Origin of the sequence: Streptomyces winkii (genome assembly GCF_032248595.1) — a bacterium.
Classification (GTDB): Bacteria; Actinomycetota; Actinomycetes; order Streptomycetales; family Streptomycetaceae; genus Streptomyces; species Streptomyces winkii.
Window position 1 is genome coordinate 309,538 of the sequence record NZ_JASTTH010000006.1, and the last position, 19,549, is coordinate 329,086.

Genomic DNA, 19,549 nt, shown 5'->3' on the forward strand with positions numbered 1-19,549 from the left:
CGAGGTGGGTTCGGGGGTCGGTGCTTTCTCGGGCTGGGCTGCTACAGGTGACGGCGCCGGGCCGCCGCGTGGCGCTCGTACTCCTCGCGCGCCTTGCGTGCGGCGGGACGGTCCGAGGTCTCGGCGACGGGAACGTCCCACCAGGCGGCGGCTCCGGGCGGTGCCGGCGCCGAGGGGCCGGTGTCGGTCTCGACGTACACGCACGTAGGACGGTCGGAGGCGCGCGCCTGCGCGAGAGCGGTGCGCAGCTCGCCGACGGTCTCCGCGCGCACCACGTCCATGCCCAGCGAGGCGGCGTTGGCGGCGAGGTCGACGGGCAGCGGGTCGCCCGTGTACGTGCCGTCGGCCGCGCGGTAGCGGTACGCCGTGCCGAAGCGCTCAGCCCCGGTCTGCTCGGACAGGCCGCCGATGGAGGCGTAGCCGTGGTTCTGCACCAGCACCACGTTGATGCCGACCCCTTCCTGCACGGCGGTGACGATCTCGCCGGGCAGCATCAGATACGTGCCGTCGCCGACCAGCGCCCACACCGGCCGGTCCGGCGCGGCCAGCCGCACGCCGATGGCGCCCGGGATCTCGTAACCCATGCACGAGTAGCCGTACTCCAGGTGGTACTGGCGCGGCGAGCGGGCCCGCCAGAGCTTGTGCAGGTCGCCGGGGAGGGAGCCGGCGGCGTTGATGACGACGTCGTCGTCGCCGACGACGCCGTCGAGGGCACCGATGACCTGGGCCTGGGTGGGGCGTGCGCCCTCGTCCTTGGCGGCGTACGCGGAGTCGACGGTCCGCTCCCAGAGCGCCTTGCCCCGCGCGTACTCCTCCTCGTACGCGGCCGGGACGCGGTGGCCGAGCAACGCGCCCGTCAGCGCCTCGAGTCCGGCGCGGGCGTCCGCGACGAGCGTGAGCGCGCTCATCTTGTGCGCGTCGAACGGGGCGATGTTGACGTTGAGGAAGCGCACGCCGGGCTCGGCGAAGAGCGTGTTCGACGCGGTGGTGAAGTCGCTGTAGCGGGTGCCGATTCCGATGACGAGGTCGGCGCTGCGCGCGAGGTCGTCGGCGACGGCCGTGCCGGTGTGGCCGAGGGCGCCCACGTCGCAGGGGTGGTCGTAGCGCAGCGACCCCTTGCCGGCCTGGGTGGAGGCGACGGGGACGCCGGTGGCGTCGGCCAGTGCCCGCAGCGCGTCCTCGGCCTCGCTGTGGTGGATGCCGCCGCCCGCGACGATCAGGGGCCTGCGGGCGTCGAGTACGCCGGTGGCCGCCGCCGCGACCTCGGCGGCCTCCGGTGCGGGCCGCCGTACGTGCCACACGCGGTCGGCGAAGAACTCCTCGGGCCAGTCGTACGCCTCCGCCTGCACGTCCTGAGGCAGCGCCAGCGTGACGGCGCCGGTCTCGGCGGGGTCGGCGAGGACGCGCATGGCCTGGAGCGCGGCGGGGATCAGCGCCTCGGGGCGGTGGACGCGGTCGAAGTAGCGGGAGACGGGCCGGAGCGCGTCGTTGACCGAGACGTCGCCCGCGGACGGGACTTCGAGCTGCTGGAGAACGGGGTCGGCGGGGCGGGTGGCGAAGATGTCGCCGGGCAGGAGCAGCACAGGGAGCCGGTTGACGGTGGCCAGCGCGGCGCCGGTGACGAGGTTGGTCGCCCCGGGCCCGATGGAGGTGGTCACGGCGTGGGCGGAGAGGCGGTTGTTCTGGCGGGCGTAGCCGACGGCGGCGTGCACCATGGCCTGTTCGTTGCGGCCCTGGAGGTAGCGCAGCGGCGCGTCGTCGCCCTGGCCGCTCTCCACGAGCGCCTGGCCGATGCCGGCGACGTTTCCGTGTCCGAAGATGCCCCAGCAGGCGCCGATCAGCCGGTGGCGGCGCCCGTCGCGCTCGGTGTGCTGGGCGGCGAGGAAGCGCACCAGCGCCTGAGCGACGGTCAGACGCACGGTGCGCGGGCCGCCTTCGGCCAGGCGTTCAGCGTGGCCGTCCGTACGGCCGTCGGTACGGCCGCCGATGCGGCCCTCGAATCCCGGTGCCGAGTTCACTTGCCCGTCCCTCCTTCCACTTTCGGTGCGTGATAGAGCGGCAGCCTTGGATCGACAGGCTGCTCCTCCCAGCTGCCTCGGATCCAGGCGTGGTCTGGATGGTCGCAGATAAGCCACGCACGCTCCAGGCCCGGTCCGGCCATCACGTTCAGGTAGTACATGTCGTGCCCGGGCGCCGCGATGGACGGTCCGTGCCAGCCGTCGGGGATCAACACCGCGTCGCCGTCGCGCACTTCGGCCAGCACGTCGGTGCCGCTGCGGGGGCCGGACGGCGTCACCCGCTGATAGCCCAGGCCCGGAACCGGGCCGGAGTCCGTGTGGTGCGGGGCGATCTCGAAGTAGTAGATCTCCTCCAGCTCGCTCTCCACACCGGGCCGGTGCTCGTCGTGCTTGTGCGGCGGGTACGACGACCAGTTGCCGCCCGGCGTCAGCACCTCGACGGCGATGAGCTGGTCGGCCTCGAAGACCCCTGCCGCGCCGAAGTTGTTGACCTGTCGCGAGCAGTTGCCCCTGCCGCGCAGCTCCACGGGGACGGACGAGGCGGGTCCGTAACGTGCGGGCATGCGGCGGGTGCAGCGGGCGCCGGTGAGGGCGAAGCGTCCGCCGCCGCCGCTGCTGACACTCACCTCGGCGTCGCGCGGCACGTAGGCGAAGTCGCTCACGGCGTCGAAGACGCTTGTGCGGCCGTGCAGTTCGAACGTCGCGCCCTCGGCGGCGACCGTGCAGCCTCCGCTGAGCGGCAGCACGATCCACTCGCTCTCCCCCGCGGCGAACTCGTGGACGCCGCCCGGCTCCAGCTCCAGGACGCGCAGCGAGGAGTAGCCCCAGCCGGCCCGCTCCGGGTCGATGTCGAGGGTGTACGGGCGAGCCGCCGCGCTGCCCGCGCGCAGATGCAGCCCGGCGCCGGGGCCGCCCGAGGTCCCGTGCGCGCCCGCCGGGCGAGTGCCGCCCGCCGCCCCGGTGGTGCCTGCCGTGCTCGTCATGCTCGCCGTCCTTGTCGCCGTCGCCGTCGCCGTGCCTGTGTCGTGGCGGTGCCTGTGCCATGGCCGAGCCCGCCGCCCCGGCCGGGCCCCTCGCTCCTGCCGGGCCAGCCGCTCTTGCCGTCCATGCCGCCCACGCCCGTCCTCGTACCCCTGTCCGCGGCGCTCACAGCAGCCCCACCGCCGTGTCCACGGCGCCCGCCACATCGCCGTCCGCCGGGTAGAGCAGGGACCGCCCGACGACCAGCCCGCGCACGGTCGGCAGGCCCAGCGCCGCGCGCCACTTCTCGTACGCGCCCTCCTGGTCGCCGTTCGTCTCGCCGCCCAGCAGCACCACCGGCAGCGTGGAGGTCTCGCACACCCGCCCCATGTCGCCCGGGTCCTCGGCCACGGGCAGCTTGAGCCAGGTGTAGGCGGAGGTGCCGCCGAGGCCGGAGGCGATCGCGACGGAGCGGATGACGGCCTCCGCGCTGAGGTCGTTGCGCACCCTGCCCTCGACGCGGCTGGAGATGAACGGCTCGATGAAGACGGGCAGCCGCCGCGCGGCCATGTCGTCCACGGCGCGTGCCGTCGCGTGCATGGTGGCCAAGGAGCCGGGGTCGTCGTAGTCGATGCGCAGCAGCGCCTTGCCCGCGTCGAAGCGCAGCCGCTCGATGTCCTGCGCGCGGTATCCGGTGAAGCGGTCGTCGAGTTCGTACGCGGCGCCCGCCAGCCCCCCGCGGTTCATCGACCCCATGACGATCTTGTTCTCGAGCGCACCGAGCAGCAGCAGATCCTCCAGGATGTCGCAGGTGGCCAGCACGCCGTCGACTCCCGGACGGGACAGCGCCAGCGTCAGCCTCTCCAGCAGCTCCTCCCGGTTGGCCATGGCCAGTTCGCTGCCGCCGATGCCCAGGGCGCCGCGGGCCGGGTGGTCGGCTGCGACGATCATCAGCCGGCCGCTCTCGCCGACGAGGGGACGTCTGGCACGTCTGGCCGCGGCCTCCGCGATCGCCTCCGGGTGCTGTGCCCGTACGGCGACGAGGTCACCGATGCTGATGCTGCTCAAGGAAGTTGCTCGCTTTCGTGGTCGCCGCTGGGGCGCGGGCGCGGGGCGCGGACTGGCGGGCGGCGGCTTCACCCCCGCAGGAGTTCCTCGACCTCGGCGGCCGTGGGCATGGCGCTGGAGCACGCCAGCCGCGAGGCGACGAGCGCGCCGGCGGCGTTCGCGTACCGCATCACGTACTCCAGATCCCAGCCTGCGAGCAGGCCGTGGCAGAGGGAGCCGCCGAAGGCGTCGCCGGCGCCGAGGCCGTTGACGACCTCGACCGGGTGCGGGGGCACCTCCGCGCGGGTGCCGTCGCGGTGCGCGGCGAGCACGCCCTTGGGGCCCTGCTTGACGACGGCCAGTTCGACGCCCGCCGCGAGCAGTGCGTCGGCGCACTCGTGCGGGTCGCGGGTGCCGGTGGCGACCTCGCACTCGTCGACGTTGCCGACGGCGACGGTCGCGTTCGCCAGCGCCTGGCGGTAGTACGGGCGGGCCTCGGCCATGACCTCCTGCTCGGTCGGCTTTCCGGTCCGCTCTTCGTTCCCGGCGCTTCCCTTCCGGGCGCCGCCGCCCCAGAACATGGGCCGCCAGTCCATGTCGAAGACCGTCCCGGTGGGTGCGCCGCCGGGGTGGCGCATGCGGCTCGCCGTACGGGCTTCGAGCGCCGTGAGGGTGGTGGTGCGGCTCGGCTCGGCGCACAGCCCGGTGCCCGTCACCCAGAAGACGCGCGCTGCCTGGATCGCGGCCAAGTCCAGGCCGTCCGGGACGAGTTCGAGGTCGGGGGCCTTGGGCTCGCGGTAGAAGTACAGCGGGAAGTCGTCCGGCGGGAAGATCTCGCAGAAGGTCACCGGCGTCGGGTACTCCGTCACGGGCGTGACCCAGCGGTCGTCCACGCCGAAGCCGCGCAGCGCATGGTGGCAGTACTCGCCGAAGGGGTCGTCGCCGGTGCGGCTGATGACGGCGCTGGAGCGGCCGAGCCGGGCGGCGGCCACGGCCACGTTGGTCGCGGAACCGCCGAGGAACTTCCCGAACGTCTCGACCTCCGGCAGGGGAACGCCCGTCTGGAGCGGGTAGATGTCGACGCCGATGCGGCCCATCGTGATGACGTCGTGCGGCACTTCCGTGACTGCCATGGATGCTCTTTCCTCGGTCGCTCCCTCGTTTCCGGCCTCTTCATCGTCAGTGCTGACGGCAAAACCTGTCAATGATTTGTCCTTACATACTGACGTCCAGAGCGACCTCTGGCGCGAAAGCCCCGGCAGCGCACTACCGTGGCCGCAGGACGGCGGACCTCTACGTCCGTATGAAACGTTGTCCTTACATACTCTTGACAGTGGCGGCACCTACCGAGTTGGCTCGCCCCGTCGCCGCTCCGGCCGCGACCCCCGCACCGTGACACGTACGTACAGCGAGGAGCCCTCCGTGACCCCTGCGACCCCGTCCCTCGACCGCATCCGGGTCGGCTCCGCACCCGACTCCTGGGGCGTCTGGTTCCCGGAGGACCCCGAACAGGTGCCGTGGCGGCGCTTCCTCGACGAGGTGTCGCAGGCCGGTTACGAGTGGATCGAACTGGGTCCGTACGGCTATCTCCCGACCGATCCCGCACGCCTCACCGACGAGGTCGAGGCGCGCGGGCTCAAGGTCTCCGCCGGCACCGTCTTCACGTCGCTGCACCGCGGACCGCAGGTGTGGGACGCCACATGGGACCACGTGAGCCAAGTCGCCGGACTCACAAGGGCGATGGGCGCGGACAACCTCGTCGTCATCCCGTCCTTCTGGCGCGACGACAAGACCGCGGAGGAGATCGAGCCGCGCGAACTGACCGCCGAGCAGTGGCGCCACCTCGCGAGCGGCACCGAGCGCCTGGCCCGCGAGGTACGTGAGAAGTACGGGCTGGAGATCATGGTGCATCCGCACGCGGACACCCACATCGACACCGAGGAGCACGTCGAGCGCTTCCTCGACGCGACCGACTCCGGCCTGGTCAACCTCTGCCTGGACACGGGGCATTACGCGTACTGCGGAGGCGACAGCGTCAAACTGATCGAGACCTACGGCGAGCGGATCGGCTATCTGCATCTCAAGCAGGTCGATCCCGCGATCCTCTCCGACGTGGTGAAGAAGGGGACGCCCTTCGGGCCCGCGGTGCGGCAGGGCGTGATGTGCGAACCGCCCCTGGGCGTACCGGCGATGGAGCCCGTGCTCACCGCCGCGCAGGGGCTGGGCGTGGATCTCTTCGCGATCGTCGAGCAGGACATGTACCCGTGCCCGCCGGACCGGCCGCTGCCGATCGCCAAGCGCACACGGCGTTTTCTGCGTGGGTGCGGCGCCTAGGACGCGTGCCGGAACGCCTCCACCGGCTGCCGCCCGAGCGGCACGAGGCGCCGTGCAGGGGCTGTTGGGGCCCTGTCACGAGCGTCACCATTAGCCGGTCGCCGCGTCACAGACTCTCAACAGGCCCTCTCCGTCAGTCACTCAGCGTCGTTCACCGGGCACAGGCTGATGATCAACAGCCGCTTCCGTGGCCCTGTGGGAGGTGCCGAGTTGGCCGATCGACGACTCTGGTCGTACAAGGACATCGCCGCGCACATCGGCGTCCGTACGGACACTGTGCGCTCGTACCGCAAGCACGGCCTGCTGCCGCCACCGGATCTCGTGGAGGGCGGCAAGCCGTTCTGGTACGCGGACACCGTGCGGGCCTGGGTCACGCGCCGCCCCGGTCATCGTGGGGGGCGGTGAGACGAGCGGGGCCGGCGGGCACACCGGGCCGGCAGAACAGCGGGCAAGCGAGCAGGGGCCCCGGCGCCCGCCTTCCGAAGATCATCGGGAGGCGGGCGCCGGGGCCTCCGTCATATTCGGACGGCCCGCACGGCAGCCTCCAGCTCCCGCGGGAATACCTAGGGGGGGTATAGTGGTTAACACCTCCGCAGTCACCGGAGCACCAGATACCAGGGAGTTGATGATGAGCGCTGTCACCACCACGTACAAGGTCAGCGGCATGAGCTGCGGGCACTGCGAAGGAGCCGTCTCGGGCGAGATCTCCGCGATCGAGGGCGTGACCTCGGTGAAGGCCGTCGCCTCCACCGGCGAGGTCACGGTCACCTCCGCGACGGAGCCGGACGACGAGGCGGTACGCGCCGCGGTCGACGAGGCCGGCTTCGAACTGACCGGCCGCGCCTGACGCGCCCCGGCTGCCTCGCCGGACCTGCCTCGCCTCAGCGGCCCGGCATGATCCGCCCACTCGACCGGCCGGGCATATCCGGCCCCCGCAAGTCACCGGGCACCATCTCACCGCTCCCGGGAGCACCACGATGACCAGCACCACGGAACATGAAGCGCCCGCAGTCACCGGCCAGCGTGTCGAACTGTCCATCGGCGGCATGACGTGCGCGTCGTGCGCCGCCCGGGTCGAGAAGAAGCTGAACCGGATGGACGGCGTCTCCGCGAGCGTCAACTACGCCACGGAGAAGGCGAGGATCTCGTACGCCGACGCGGTGTCGGTCGACGACCTGATCGCCACTGTGGAGCGGACCGGCTACTCGGCGCATCCGCCACAGCCGCGCGCAGCCGAGCCGGAGACCGCGCCCGGCCCGGACCGGGAACCCCTGGACGGGGCGGCGCGACCCGATGACGGCGATGCGGCCGCGGGCCCCGGGCAGGGCGAACTGGCCGCGCTCTGGCAGCGGTTCCTCATCACGCTCGTGCTGTCCGTGCCGGTGGTGCTGCTGTCGATGGTGCCGCCCCTCCAGTTCGACAACTGGCAGTGGCTCTCGCTGGTGCTCGCCGCACCGGTGGTCGTCTGGGGCGGGCTGCCCTTCCACCGCGCCACCTGGACGAATCTGCGGCACGGCGCCGCCACCATGGACACGCTGATCAGCGTCGGCACGCTCGCGGCCTTCGGCTGGTCGCTGTGGGCGCTGTTCTTCGGGGACGCGGGAATGCCGGGCATGCGCCACGGCTTCGAGTTCACCCTCTCCCCCGGCGCCGGGACGTCCGCGCTGTATCTCGAAGTCGCCGCGGGCGTCACGACGTTCCTGCTGCTGGGCCGCTATCTGGAAGCACGGGCCAAGCGGAAGGCGGGTGCCGCGCTGCGCGCCCTGATGCAGCTCGGCGCGAAGGACGTGGCCGTGCTGCGGGACGGCGCCGAACACCGGATCCCCGTGTCGCGGCTGGCGGTCGGCGACCGCTTCGTCGTACGTCCCGGAGAGACGGTCGCCACGGACGGCACGGTGGTCGAGGGCGCCTCGGCGCTCGACACCTCGATGCTGACGGGCGAGTCGGTGCCGGTCGACGTGGGCGAGGGAGACGCCGTGACGGGCGCGACGGTCAACGTCTCCGGGCGGCTCGTCGTGACGGCCACCCGGGTCGGCTCGGACACCCAACTCGCCCGCATGGCACGGATGGTGGAGGACGCGCAGAGCGGCAAGGCCGACGTGCAGCGCCTCGCGGACCGGGTGTCGGCAGTCTTCGTGCCCGTCGTGCTGGTGCTTGCCGCGGCCACCCTCGCCGGCTGGCTGCTCGCCACGGGCGCCGCGGCCGCGGCCTTCACCGCGGCGGTGGCGGTGCTCATCATCGCCTGCCCCTGCGCGCTCGGACTGGCGACGCCGACCGCGCTGATGGTCGGCACCGGCCGCGGCGCCCAGCTCGGCATCCTGATCAAGGGTCCGGAGGTCCTGGAGTCCACACGCCGCGTCGACACCGTCGTACTCGACAAGACCGGCACCGTGACCACGGGCCGCATGGAACTGCACGACGTCGTCCCGGGCGAGGGCGTCGATGAGGACGAACTGCTGCGGCTGGCCGGGTCGTTGGAGGATGCCTCCGAGCACCCCATCGCACGCGCCATCGCGCGGGGCGCGCGGGAGCGCGCCGCGGCGGACGCGCTGCCCCTGCCCGCCCCGGAGGAGTTCGAGAACCTCGCGGGCGTCGGTGTGCGCGGGCGCGTCGAGGGCCGTGCGGTCGAGGTCGGACGTACGGCGGGTGAACTCCCCGCGGACCTGGCCGAGTCGAAGGCCGCCGCCGAGTCGTCCGGCCGGACGGCGGTCACGGTCAGCTGGGACGGGGCCGTGCGCGGCGTGCTGACCGTCGCGGACACGGTGAAGGACACCAGCGCCGAGGCCGTACGGGCACTGCGCGAACTGGGCCTCACACCGGTTCTGTTGACGGGCGACAACAGGGCGGTCGCGGAGGCGGTGGCCCGTGAGGTCGGCATCCTGTCTGCCGGAAGCGCCGGGCCCTCCGGAACCGCTGAGCACTCCGACAGCCGCGTGATCGCCGGGGTGCTGCCGGAGGACAAGGCGGGTGAGGTGCGGCGGCTCCAGGCCGAAGGGCGCACCGTCGCGATGGTCGGCGACGGCGTCAACGACGCGGCGGCTCTGGCGAGCGCCGATCTGGGCCTGGCGATGGGCACCGGCACGGACGCCGCGATCGAGGCCGGGGATCTGACCCTCGTACGGGGCGATCTGCGGGTGGCGGCGGACGCGATCCGGCTGGCCCGCAGGACGCTCGGCACCATCAAGGGCAACCTCTGGTGGGCCTTCGGCTACAACGTCGCGGCTCTGCCGCTCGCCGCTGCGGGGCTGCTCAACCCGATGATCGCGGGGGCGGCGATGGCCTTCTCATCGGTCTTCGTGGTCACCAACAGCCTGCGGCTGCGCCGCTTCCGCTGACCGGCGACCGCGCGGCACCAGGAGGGCCCCGGTGATCTCCGCAGCGAGCGGCGGGATTTGAAGGATTCGTGAAGATGGTGTGACTGCCACACCAGTCGATTTCGGTACCCGCCACTCTTAGAGGTGGGAAATCCGGAATTACCAACTCCACCGTTCCGTGCTCCCTGTGGGGATACCGGCAGCCGCAGCCGGATACCGAAAAGCGCCCCGCCGAGCAGGTCCCCCCACGGGCCTGTCGACGGGGCGCTTCCGTTTCCCGGTCACGGATTCCCCCCACGGGATCCTGGCCGGGTGCTTGCTGGCTGCACGTACGGACGGGAGGGCCGCTCAAGCTCCCCGGGCACGCTTGCCGATTCTGCTCAACCGGGTCCGTCCCCCAAAGACGCACTCGGCAGTGGCGGCGACTCCGCCGGGGGCCGCTGCCACCCGGTTAGACGTCCGACCCTCGACAATGGTTACCCCCCAATTTCTGTGACCTATGTCTCTCTACGGATCTGCTCATACGGAAGGCCCCGATCCGCTTGGATGGGGCCTTCCGCGGACGTCTCCCTAGGGGGCGTCACGCACTGTACAGCAAACGTCACCCGCGGGTCAGCGGGATTCGATGGGTACGTACTCCCGCTCGACGACGCCGGTGTAGATCTGGCGCGGGCGCCCGATGCGCGAGCCGGGCTCCTTGATCATCTCGTGCCACTGGGCGATCCAGCCGGGCAGCCGGCCGAGCGCGAAGAGCACCGTGAACATGCTGGTCGGGAAGCCCATGGCCCGGTAGATCAGACCCGTGTAGAAGTCCACGTTCGGGTAGAGCTTGCGCGAGACGAAGTAGTCGTCGCTCAGGGCGTGTTCCTCGAGCTTCAGGGCGATGTCGAGCAGCTCGTCGCTCTTGCCCAGCGCGGAGAGAACGTCGTGCGCCGCGGCCTTGATGATCTGCGCCCGGGGGTCGAAGTTCTTGTAGACGCGGTGGCCGAAGCCCATCAGCTTGACGCCGTCCTCCTTGTCCTTCACCTTGCGGATGAAGGTGTCGACGTCGGAGCCCGACGACTGGATGCCCTGGAGCATCTCCAGCACGCTCTGGTTGGCGCCGCCGTGCAGCGGTCCCCACAGGGCGTTGATGCCGGCCGAGATCGAGGCGAACATGTTCGCCTGCGACGAACCCACCAGCCGCACCGTCGAGGTGGAGCAGTTCTGCTCGTGGTCGGCGTGGAGGATCAGCAGCTTGTCGAGGGCGTTGACGACGACGGGGTCGAGCTCGTACTCCGCGGCGGGGACGGAGAAGGTCATCCGCAGGAAGTTCTCGACATAGCCGAGGTCGTTGCGCGGATAGACCACGGGGTGGCCGATGGCCTTCTTGTAGGCGTACGCGGCGATCGTCGGCAGCTTCGCCAGCAGCCTTATGGTCGACAGGTGCCGCTGCTCCTCGTCGAACGGGTTGTGGCTGTCCTGGTAGAAGGTCGACAGCGCACTGACCACGGACGAGAGCATCGCCATCGGGTGGGCGTCCCGCGGGAATCCGTCGTAGAAGCGCTTGACGTCCTCGTGCAGCAGGGTGTGGCGGGTGATCTCGTCCTTGAAGGACGCCTGCTGGTCGACGGTGGGAAGTTCGCCGTTGATCAGAAGGTAGGCCGTCTCCAGAAACGTGCCCCGCTCCGCCAGCTGCTCGATCGGGTAGCCGCGGTAGCGCAGGACCCCGCCCTCGCCGTCGAGGTAGGTGATGGCCGATTTGTACGCGGCCGTGTTGCCATAGCCCGAATCCAGGGTCACCAGACCGGTCTCGGCGCGCAGCTTGCCGATGTCGAAGCCTCGGTCGCCGACCGTGCTGTCGACCACGGGGTAGCTGTACTCGTCGTCCCCGTACCGAAGTACTACAGAGTTGTCGCTCACGTCTTCCCTCACCGACGTAGTGCCTCTTCTTCGAGGTGCCCTGACCCTTTCCACTGTCTCCCACCGAGCGCTGTGCGGTGCACTCGGGGTCGGCCAAAGGGCTCTGTGATGGCACGCAGTGCCGTCTTCTTCTCAACATCCTGCACCCTCCACGCGGCGCCGGTCACCCCCTGGAACACCGTCGCCGCCCGGGAGCGCCACGGCGCCCCGGAGCCGGTGATCCAGAGCCGTGCACCGGCGGCCCGCGGAGACCGTGCGGACTGCCTGCCCGATCGCCTTGCGTGATCCGACCAGCACCACCAGGCGCTTTGCCCGGGTGACGGCGGTATACAGCAGATTGCGCTGGAGCATCATCCAGGCACCCGTGGTGACGGGAATCACCACCGCCGGATACTCGCTGCCCTGCGAGCGGTGGATCGTGACGGCGTAGGCGTGGGCCAGCTCGTCCAGCTCGTCGAAGTCGTACTCCACCTCCTCGTCCTCGTCCGTACGGACCGTCAGGCGCTGGTCCTCGGTGTGGAGCGCGGTGACGACGCCGACGGTGCCGTTGAAGACGCCGTTGGCGCCCTTCTCATAGTTGTTGCGGATCTGGGTGACCTTGTCGCCGACGCGGAAGACCCGCCCGCCGAAGCGCTTTTCGGGAACGTCGGGCCGGGACGGCGACACCGCCTGCTGAAGCAGCCCGTTGAGCGTCCCCGCGCCGGCGGGGCCGCGGTGCATGGGCGTGAGCACCTGCACGTCGCGGCGCGGGTCGAGGCCGAACTTCGCGGGGATGCGGCGCGCCACGACGTCGACGGTGAGCTTCCCGGCCTCCTCCGAATCGTCCTCCGCGAAGAGGAAGAAATCACTCAATCCGTGGGTGACGGGCTGTGCTCCGGAGTTGATGCGGTGCGCATTCGTCACCACTCCGGACTGCTGGGCCTGCCGGAAGATCCGCTTCAGCCGCACCGACGGCACGGGACCGCCCTCGGCGAGCAGATCACGCAGCACCTCGCCGGCACCGACGGACGGCAGCTGGTCGACATCGCCCACAAGCAGCAGATGTGCGCCCGGCGGCACGGCCTTGATCAGCTTGTTGGCGAGCAGCAGATCGAGCATCGACGCCTCGTCGACCACGACCAGGTCCGCGTCGAGCGGGCGGTCGCGGTCGTACGCGGCGTCACCGCCCGGCTTCAGCTCCAGCAGCCGGTGCACCGTGGAGGCCTCGGCTCCGGTCAGCTCCGCCAGCCGCTTGGCGGCCCTGCCCGTGGGCGCCGCGAGCACCACCCGCGCCCTCTTGGCCCGGGCCAGCTCCACAACGGACCGCACGGTGAAGGACTTGCCGCAGCCCGGACCGCCCGTCAGCACCGCCACCTTCTCGCTGAGCGCGAGCTGCACCGCCTGCCGCTGCTCCGGTGCCAGCTCCGCCCCCGTACGCCCCGCGAGCCAGCCCAGCGCCGCATCCCAGTCGACGCTCTGGAACGCGGGAAGCCTGTCCTCCGTGGCGTGCAGCAGCCGGCGCAACTGGCCCGCCAGCGAGAGCTCCGCCCGGTGGAAGGGCACGAGATAGACGGCCGTGAGCGGCTGCCCGTCCTCACCCGGCACCGTCTCCCTGACGACCCCCTCCTCCTCGGCGGCGAGTTGGCCCAGGCAGTCGATGACGAGGCCCGTGTCCACCTGGAGCAGCTTGACCGCGTCGGAGATCAGCCGCTCCTCCGGCAGATAGCAGTGCCCCTGGTCGGTGGATTGCGAAAGGGCGTACTGGAGCCCGGCCTTGACGCGCTCCGGGCTGTCGTGGGGGATGCCGACGGACTGCGCGATGCGGTCCGCCGTGAGGAAGCCGATGCCCCACACGTCGGCCGCCAGCCTGTACGGCTGGTTCTTCACCACGGAGATCGAGGCGTCCCCGTACTTCTTGTAGATCCGCACCGCGATGGACGTGGAGACGCCGACGCCCTGGAGGAAGACCATCACCTCCTTGATGGCCTTCTGCTCCTCCCAGGCCGCGGCGATCTTCTCCGTGCGCTTCGGGCCCAGGCCCGGCACATCGATCAGCTTGCGCGGATCGGCCTCGATGACCTCCAGCGTGGCCGTACCGAAATGGTCGACGATGCGCTCGGCGATGCGCGGGCCGATGCCCTTGATCAGGCCGGAGCCCAGATAGCGGCGGATTCCCTGCACGGTCGCCGGGAGGAGCGTCGTGTAGTTCTCCACGGTGAACTGGCGGCCGTACTGCGGGTGGGAGCCCCAGCGGCCCTCCATGCGCAGCGACTCGCCGACCTGCGCGCCGAGCAACGAGCCGACGACCGTGAGCAGTTCGCCGCCGCGGCCGGAGTCGACCCTCGCCACGGTGTATCCGTTGTCCTCGTTGGCATAGGTGATGCGTTCGAGGACCCCTTCGAGCACGGCGTTCTGGAAGGACATGTGACAGACCGTAACCCCCGCCGCCGACATCGCGGCAGGCCTGTGGACGGCCCCGCCCCGGCCCTTGTCACGATCGGATGCCGAACCCTTGTGCAGAGGCGGCACCGTCCCGTCTCATGGCGGATGTAATCGTTACCACGGAGCCAGGAACCAAGGCGGGCACGGCAGTTGACCAGCATCAAGGACGTCGCATCGCACGCGGGCGTCTCCGTCGCCACCGTCTCCCGGGTGCTCAACGACCACCCGGCGGTGCGTCCGGACACCCGCTCGCGCGTGCTGACCTCGGTCACCGAGCTCGGCTACCGTCCCAACGCCGTCGCCCGCTCCCTGAGGACGCATCACACGCACACCCTCGGCCTCGTCATCAGCGACGTGCTCAATCCGTTCTTCACGGAGCTGGCCCGTGCCGTCGAGGACGCCGCCCGCGAGCGCGGCTACAGCGTCATCATCGGAAACGCCGACGAGCGCGCGGCACTTCAGGAGCACCACGTGCGCACCCTCCTGGAGCGCCGCATCGACGGGCTGCTGGTCTCCCCCACCGACGGCGGCAACGCGGCGATCCGGGAGGCCGCGGCCGCGGGCATCCCCATGGTCTTCGTCGACCGCTGGATACGCGGCGTCGACGTGCCCGTCGTGCACGCCGACGGACGCGCCGCCGTGCACGATCTCGTCGCGCACCTGTACGCGCTCGGCCACCGGCGCCTCGCCATCATCGGCGGCCCCAGCGAGACCACGACCGGCGACGAGCGGGTGGCCGCCTTCCGGGCGGCGCTCGGCGCGCACGGGCTGCCGCTGCCTCAGGAGTACACCGGCCAGGGCGACTTCCAGACCGAGAGCGGCAGGCGGGAGACCGCCGCCTTCCTCGACCTGCCCGAGCCGCCCGAGGTCGTCTTCGCCGCCGACAACCTGATGGCGCTCGGCGCGATGGACGAGCTGCGCCGCCGCGGCCTGCGCGTCCCGGACGACATCGCGCTCGCCGCCTTCGACGACATCCCCTGGTTCCTGCACACCGATCCGCCGATCACCGCGATCGCGCAGCCGACCGGCGAGCTGGGGCACCGCGCGGTCGAGGCGCTGACCAACCTCGTCGAGGGCAGAAGCGCGGCCTCCGTGACCCTCACCGCCCGACTTGTCACCCGCCGCTCCTGCGGCGAGAGCGAAGGGAAGAACCGTTGACCACGCCCGACCCCCCACCGGCACGGGAGTTGCTGCGCACCGAGGGCATCCGCAAGACCTTCCCCGGTGTGGTCGCCCTCGACGGCGTCGACTTCGACCTGCACGAGGGCGAAGTGCACGTACTGCTGGGCGAGAACGGCGCCGGCAAGAGCACGCTCATCAAGATCCTCTCCGGCGTCCACCGCGCTGACTCCGGGCGGGTGCTGCGCGACGGCAGGCCCGTGCGCATCCACGACGCCGGCGACGCCGAACGGCTCGGAGTCGCCACCATGCACCAGGAGTTCAACCTGGTGCCGCAGCTCAGCGTCGCCGAGAACATCTTCCTCGGGCGGCAGCCGCGCCGCTTCGGGCTGCTCGACCGCGGCCGCATGGAGGCGGACGCCGCCGAGGTGCTCGGCCGCGTCGGCGTGGACATCGCGCCGGAGACTCCCGTACGCGAACTGGGCGTCGCACGCTCGCAGATGGTGGAGATCGCCAAGGCGCTGAGCCTGCGCGCCCGCGTGCTGATCATGGACGAGCCGACGGCCGCGCTCACCGCCGACGAGGTGGAGAAGCTCTTCGACCTCGTACGGCGGCTGCGTGCGGACGGCGTCGGCATCGTCTTCATCACGCACCACCTGGAGGAGATCGCCGCGCTCGGCGACCGGGTCACGGTGCTGCGCGACGGGCGCAGCGTGGGCCAGGCGCCCGCCTCCACGCCGCGCGACGACCTCGTACGGATGATGGTGGGGCGCAGCATCGAGCAGCAGTACCCGAGGAACACGGGCGCATCCGCCGCTGGTGGCGCGACCTCTGGTGCCGGTACCGGCCCGGATGAGGGCGCGGGCGCGGATCCGCCGCTGCTGCGCGTCTCCGGGCTGACGCGCGCGGGCAGCTTCTCGGGCGTCGGCTTCGAGCTGCGCCCCGGCGAAGTCGTGGGCCTCGCGGGGCTGGTGGGCGCCGGACGTACGGAAGTGGCACGGGCCGTCTTCGGGGCCGACCCGTACGACTCGGGCACCGTGGAGGTGCAGGGCAAGCGGCTGCGCCGGCACGACATCAACGCCGCGCTCGCCTCCGGCATCGGCCTCGTGCCCGAAGACCGCAAGGGCCAGGGCCTGTTGCCCGACTCGTCCGTGCAGGACAACCTCGGGCTGGTCACGCTGCGCAAGGCCAGCCGTGCCGGCATCGTGAACCTCTCCGGCCAGGAGGAGTCCGCGGGCCGCATCGCGAGCAGGCTCAACGTCCGTATGTCCGGGCTCGATCAGCGCATGGGCACGCTGTCCGGCGGCAACCAGCAGAAGGTCGTCATCGGCAAGTGGCTGCTCGCACAGAGCAGGGTGCTGATCCTGGACGAGCCGACGCGCGGCATCGACGTCGGCGCGAAGGTCGAGATCTACGAACTCATCAACGAGCTCACGGAGTCCGGGCACGCCGTACTGATGATCTCCAGCGACCTCCCCGAGGTGCTGGGCATGAGCGACCGCGTCCTCGTGATGGCCCAGGGCCGCATCGCGGGCGAACTCAGCGCGCACGAGGCGACGCAGGACGCGGTGATGCGGCTGGCCGTCGGCACCGCGCACGGGGGCGCGAGCAGGAGCGGGGACGGGAGCGGCAGCGCGCACGGGGACGCGCCCGAGGGGGGCGCGCGGCGGCGGGGCCCGTACGCGCAGCGCTCGTCCGGAACGAAGACCGACAGCAAGGAGGGCCACCGTGGCCACTGACATCCACAGCAGCAGCGGCCACGGTCAGGGGCAGGGCCCGGACGAGCCGGGCGGACCGGGCGGCCTGGGCAAGCAGACGCCGGGCGGCCGTGGTCCCGGCGGCGCCGTGCGCGACGCGACGCCGGTACTGCGCAAGGTGCTGCTGGAGAACGGCGCGCTGAGCGGACTCGTCGTGCTGACCGTCGCGTTGGCGGTCATGTCACCGGACTTCCTCAGCACCCAGAACCTGCTGAACGTCGGCGTGCAGGCGGCCGTCACGGCGATCCTCGCCTTCGGCGTCACCTTCGTCGTCGTCGCGGGAGGCATCGACCTCTCCGTCGGTTCGGTCGCCGCCCTCTCCGCCATCATGCTCGGCTACACGTCGACGAAGGAGGGGCTGCCGGTCTGGCTGTCGGTGCTGCTCGCGGTCGGTACGGGCGTGGCGTGCGGCCTGGTCAGCGGCGGTCTCATCGCCTACGGCAAGTTGCCGCCGTTCATCGCGACGCTCGCGATGCTCTCCGTGGGACGGGGCCTCTCGCTGGTCCTCTCCGAGGGCACTCCGATCACGCTCCCCGCCTCCGTCGCCACGGTCGGCGAGACGCTCGGCGGCTGGTTCCCCGTGCCGCTGCTCGTACTGCTGCTGATGGGCGGCATCACGTCCCTGGTGCTCGCCCGCACCTACAGCGGCCGTTCGATGTACGCGATCGGCGGCAACGAGGAGGCCGCACGGCTCTCCGGGATCCGGGTGCGCCGGCAGAAGCTCGTCATCTACGCGCTCTCCGGCGCCTTCGCCGCCGTCGCCGGAATCGTGCTCGCGTCGCGGCTGGCCTCGGCGCAGCCGCAGGCCGCCACGGGTTACGAACTGGACGCCATCGCCGCCGTGGTGATCGGCGGCGCGAGCCTCGCGGGCGGCGTCGGAAAGGCCTCCGGCACGCTCGTGGGCGCCCTCATCCTGGCGGTTCTCCGCAATGGACTCAATCTGCTCGAAGTCTCCATCTTCTGGCAGCAGGTGGTCATCGGGGCAGTGATTGCCCTCGCCGTCCTGCTCGATACACTCCGTCGTCGCGCATGATCTCTGTGCGTCGGAGCGACGACACGCCGTTCGTTTCACTGCCGTCGACTGCAAGGAATGCAGCAATGAGCAAGAGGAAGAGCACGATCGCCGTAGTGAGCGCTGCGGCCCTGATATGCGCGGCCGCCACCGGGTGCGGAAGCGGCTCGGGGAAGTCCGGGGACAAGAAGGACATCAAGCTGGGTCTGGCCCTCTCGACCCTGGACAATCCTTTCTTCGTCGAGATGAAGAAGGGGGCCGAGGCCGAGGCCAAGGCGCAGGGAGCGACGCTGAACGTGCAGGACGCCCAGAACGACGCGTCCCAACAGGCCAACCAGCTCCAGAACTTCACCAGTCAGAACGTGAAGTCCGTCATCATCAACCCCGTCGACTCCGACGCCGCGGCACCCGCCGTCAAGGCGGCCGACAACGCCGGCATTCCCGTCGTCGCCGTCGACCGTACGGTCAACAAGGCCAAGGTCGCCACGACGGTCGCCTCCGACAACGTCTCCGGCGGCGCCAAGGCCGCCCGCGAACTCGCGAAGCAGCTCGGCGAGCAGGGCAACATCCTCGTGCTCCGCGGCCAGCCCGGAACCTCCGCGTCGCGTGAGCGCGGCAAGGGCTTCATGTCGGCGATCAAGAAGTACCCGGACATCGAGGTCGTCGGCAAGCAGTCCGCCAACTTCGAGCGCGCCAAGGGCCTCGACGTCACCACCAACCTGCTCCAGTCCCACCCCGACGTGACCGGCATCTTCGCCGAGAACGACGAGATGGCCCTCGGCGCCGTCAAGGCGCTCGGCAGCAGGGCGGGCAAGCAGGTCAAGGTCGTCGGCTTCGACGGCACCCCGGACGGCTTCAAGGCTGTGAAGAAGGGCACGCTCAACAGCTCGATCGCCCAACAGCCCGCCGAACTGGGCAAGATGGCGGTGCGCAACGCGATCCGCAAGGTCCAGGGCAACGATCCGGAGAAGGAGATCATGGTCCCCGTCCTCACGGTGAACAAGAAGAACGTCGACCAGTACTCCTGACCGGTCCGGTGGCGGCGGTGGGGCCGCGGCACGTCGCCGCCCCACCGCCGCCACCGGACCGCGCACGCGCGAACCGCAACCGACACCGAAGCCGAACCGAAGAAGGAGCTGTCCGCCCGTATGAAGAAGTCGGGAATTCTCAACCGTCATCTCGCGGGCGCACTCGCCCTGTTGGGCCACACCGACCGCATCGTCGTATGCGATGCGGGGCTCCCCCTCCCGCACGGCCCGTCCCCGCAGGCGCCGCCCTGGGGAGGCCCCATACTCGTCGACCTGGCGTTCCGCGCGGGCGTGCCGTCCTTCGCCGAGGTGCTCTCCGGCCTACTGGACGAGCTGGAGATCGAGGGCGCCACGGCGGCCTCCGAGGTCGAGGACGGCAACCCTGACGTGTCCGCCCTGCTGCACGAGAAGTTCGACGACCTCGAACTCGTCCCGCACGACGAGTTCAAGGCCCGCATCCGCCAGGCCCGACTCGTCGTCCGTACGGGCGAGTTCAGCCCGTACGCGAACGTGATGCTGCGCTGCGGGGTGCCGTTCAAGGGCGCGTCCGCGGAGTAGGAGGGATTCCGGGAGCTTCCGCGATCGGCGGGAGGGAGTCCCACGCGGCGTCGCCCCGCCGGGCGGAAGGCCCACACGC

General features: G+C 71.0%; 13 protein-coding genes and 1 pseudogene. 8 read left to right on the plus strand and 6 right to left on the minus strand.

Annotated elements, in window-relative coordinates; genetic code table 11:
• Positions 1–41 precede the first annotated feature (41 nt).
• From iolD to iolC, 4 genes are all read right to left on the minus strand, one after another.
• Positions 42–1,943 (minus strand): 3D-(3,5/4)-trihydroxycyclohexane-1,2-dione acylhydrolase (decyclizing), encoded by a 1,902-nt coding sequence (gene iolD, locus QQM67_RS20230; RefSeq protein WP_399067293.1) that lies wholly within the window; start codon positions 1,941–1,943, stop codon positions 42–44.
• Between the two features lie 71 nt (positions 1,944–2,014).
• Positions 2,015–3,001, minus strand: a complete 987-nt coding sequence (gene iolB / locus QQM67_RS20235; protein ID WP_314175380.1) for a 5-deoxy-glucuronate isomerase — start codon at positions 2,999–3,001, stop codon at positions 2,015–2,017.
• Between the two features lie 163 nt (positions 3,002–3,164).
• A complete protein-coding gene (locus tag QQM67_RS20240; protein ID WP_399067294.1) occupies positions 3,165–4,037 on the minus strand; it encodes a Cgl0159 family (beta/alpha)8-fold protein in 873 nt (290 codons plus the stop codon).
• 77 nt (positions 4,038–4,114) lie between these two features.
• Entirely contained in the window at positions 4,115–5,158 is a 1,044-nt protein-coding gene (gene iolC, locus QQM67_RS20245) for a 5-dehydro-2-deoxygluconokinase (RefSeq protein WP_314175382.1), read from the minus strand.
• A gap of 289 nt (positions 5,159–5,447) precedes the next feature.
• On the opposite strand from iolC, the gene QQM67_RS20250 reads away from it, so the two are divergent.
• The 4 genes from QQM67_RS20250 to QQM67_RS20265 all read left to right on the plus strand — a co-directional run bounded on the left by QQM67_RS20250 (position 5,448) and on the right by QQM67_RS20265 (position 9,694).
• Positions 5,448–6,359 carry a sugar phosphate isomerase/epimerase family protein gene (locus tag QQM67_RS20250; RefSeq protein WP_314175383.1) on the plus strand — a complete coding sequence of 304 codons (912 nt, stop codon included), beginning with the start codon at positions 5,448–5,450 and terminating at the stop codon, positions 6,357–6,359.
• 210 nt (positions 6,360–6,569) lie between these two features.
• A complete protein-coding gene (locus tag QQM67_RS20255) occupies positions 6,570–6,764 on the plus strand; it encodes a helix-turn-helix transcriptional regulator (RefSeq protein WP_028436282.1) in 195 nt (64 codons plus the stop codon).
• 220 nt (positions 6,765–6,984) lie between these two features.
• Complete coding sequence (locus QQM67_RS20260; protein ID WP_314175384.1) at positions 6,985–7,206, plus strand: heavy-metal-associated domain-containing protein; 222 nt, start codon at positions 6,985–6,987, stop codon at positions 7,204–7,206.
• 130 nt (positions 7,207–7,336) lie between these two features.
• Positions 7,337–9,694: a heavy metal translocating P-type ATPase gene (locus QQM67_RS20265; RefSeq protein WP_314175385.1), complete on the plus strand. Its 2,358-nt coding sequence runs from the start codon at positions 7,337–7,339 to the stop codon at positions 9,692–9,694.
• Between the two features lie 591 nt (positions 9,695–10,285).
• Here QQM67_RS20265 and QQM67_RS20270 read toward each other — a convergent pair.
• Positions 10,286–11,575 (minus strand): citrate synthase, encoded by a 1,290-nt coding sequence (locus QQM67_RS20270; RefSeq protein WP_314175387.1) that lies wholly within the window; start codon positions 11,573–11,575, stop codon positions 10,286–10,288.
• A gap of 132 nt (positions 11,576–11,707) precedes the next feature.
• The gene (gene recD2 / locus QQM67_RS20275; RefSeq protein ID WP_314175388.1) at positions 11,708–13,978 is read right to left on the minus strand and encodes an SF1B family DNA helicase RecD2; all 2,271 of its coding nucleotides are present in this window, start codon (positions 13,976–13,978) and stop codon (positions 11,708–11,710) included.
• A gap of 168 nt (positions 13,979–14,146) precedes the next feature.
• Here recD2 and QQM67_RS20280 point away from each other — a divergent pair, with 168 nt between their 5' ends.
• From QQM67_RS20280 to rbsD, 4 genes and pseudogenes are all read left to right on the plus strand, one after another.
• The gene (locus QQM67_RS20280; RefSeq protein WP_314175389.1) at positions 14,147–15,154 is read left to right on the plus strand and encodes a LacI family DNA-binding transcriptional regulator; all 1,008 of its coding nucleotides are present in this window, start codon (positions 14,147–14,149) and stop codon (positions 15,152–15,154) included.
• On the plus strand, positions 15,151–16,854 hold the full coding sequence (locus tag QQM67_RS20285; RefSeq protein ID WP_314175390.1) for a sugar ABC transporter ATP-binding protein: 1,704 nt from the start codon (positions 15,151–15,153) through the stop codon (positions 16,852–16,854). The genes QQM67_RS20280 and QQM67_RS20285 overlap by 4 nt, the downstream gene beginning before the upstream one ends.
• A gap of 64 nt (positions 16,855–16,918) precedes the next feature.
• Positions 16,919–18,912, plus strand: a pseudogene (locus tag QQM67_RS20290) (ABC transporter permease/substrate-binding protein).
• A gap of 120 nt (positions 18,913–19,032) precedes the next feature.
• Positions 19,033–19,470 (plus strand): D-ribose pyranase, encoded by a 438-nt coding sequence (rbsD, locus tag QQM67_RS20295; protein WP_314175391.1) that lies wholly within the window; start codon positions 19,033–19,035, stop codon positions 19,468–19,470.
• Positions 19,471–19,549: the final 79 nt, after the last annotated feature.

Coding starts and splice junctions, on each gene's coding strand:
- rbsD (WP_314175391.1), top strand. CDS start 19,033: ATGAAGAAGTCGGGAATTCTCAACCGTCATCTCGCGGGCGCACTCGCC.
- iolC (WP_314175382.1), bottom strand. CDS start 5,158: ATGGCAGTCACGGAAGTGCCGCACGACGTCATCACGATGGGCCGCATC.
- QQM67_RS20265 (WP_314175385.1), top strand. CDS start 7,337: ATGACCAGCACCACGGAACATGAAGCGCCCGCAGTCACCGGCCAGCGT.
- iolB (WP_314175380.1), bottom strand. CDS start 3,001: ATGACGAGCACGGCAGGCACCACCGGGGCGGCGGGCGGCACTCGCCCG.
- QQM67_RS20260 (WP_314175384.1), top strand. CDS start 6,985: ATGATGAGCGCTGTCACCACCACGTACAAGGTCAGCGGCATGAGCTGC.
- recD2 (WP_314175388.1), bottom strand. CDS start 13,978: ATGTCCTTCCAGAACGCCGTGCTCGAAGGGGTCCTCGAACGCATCACC.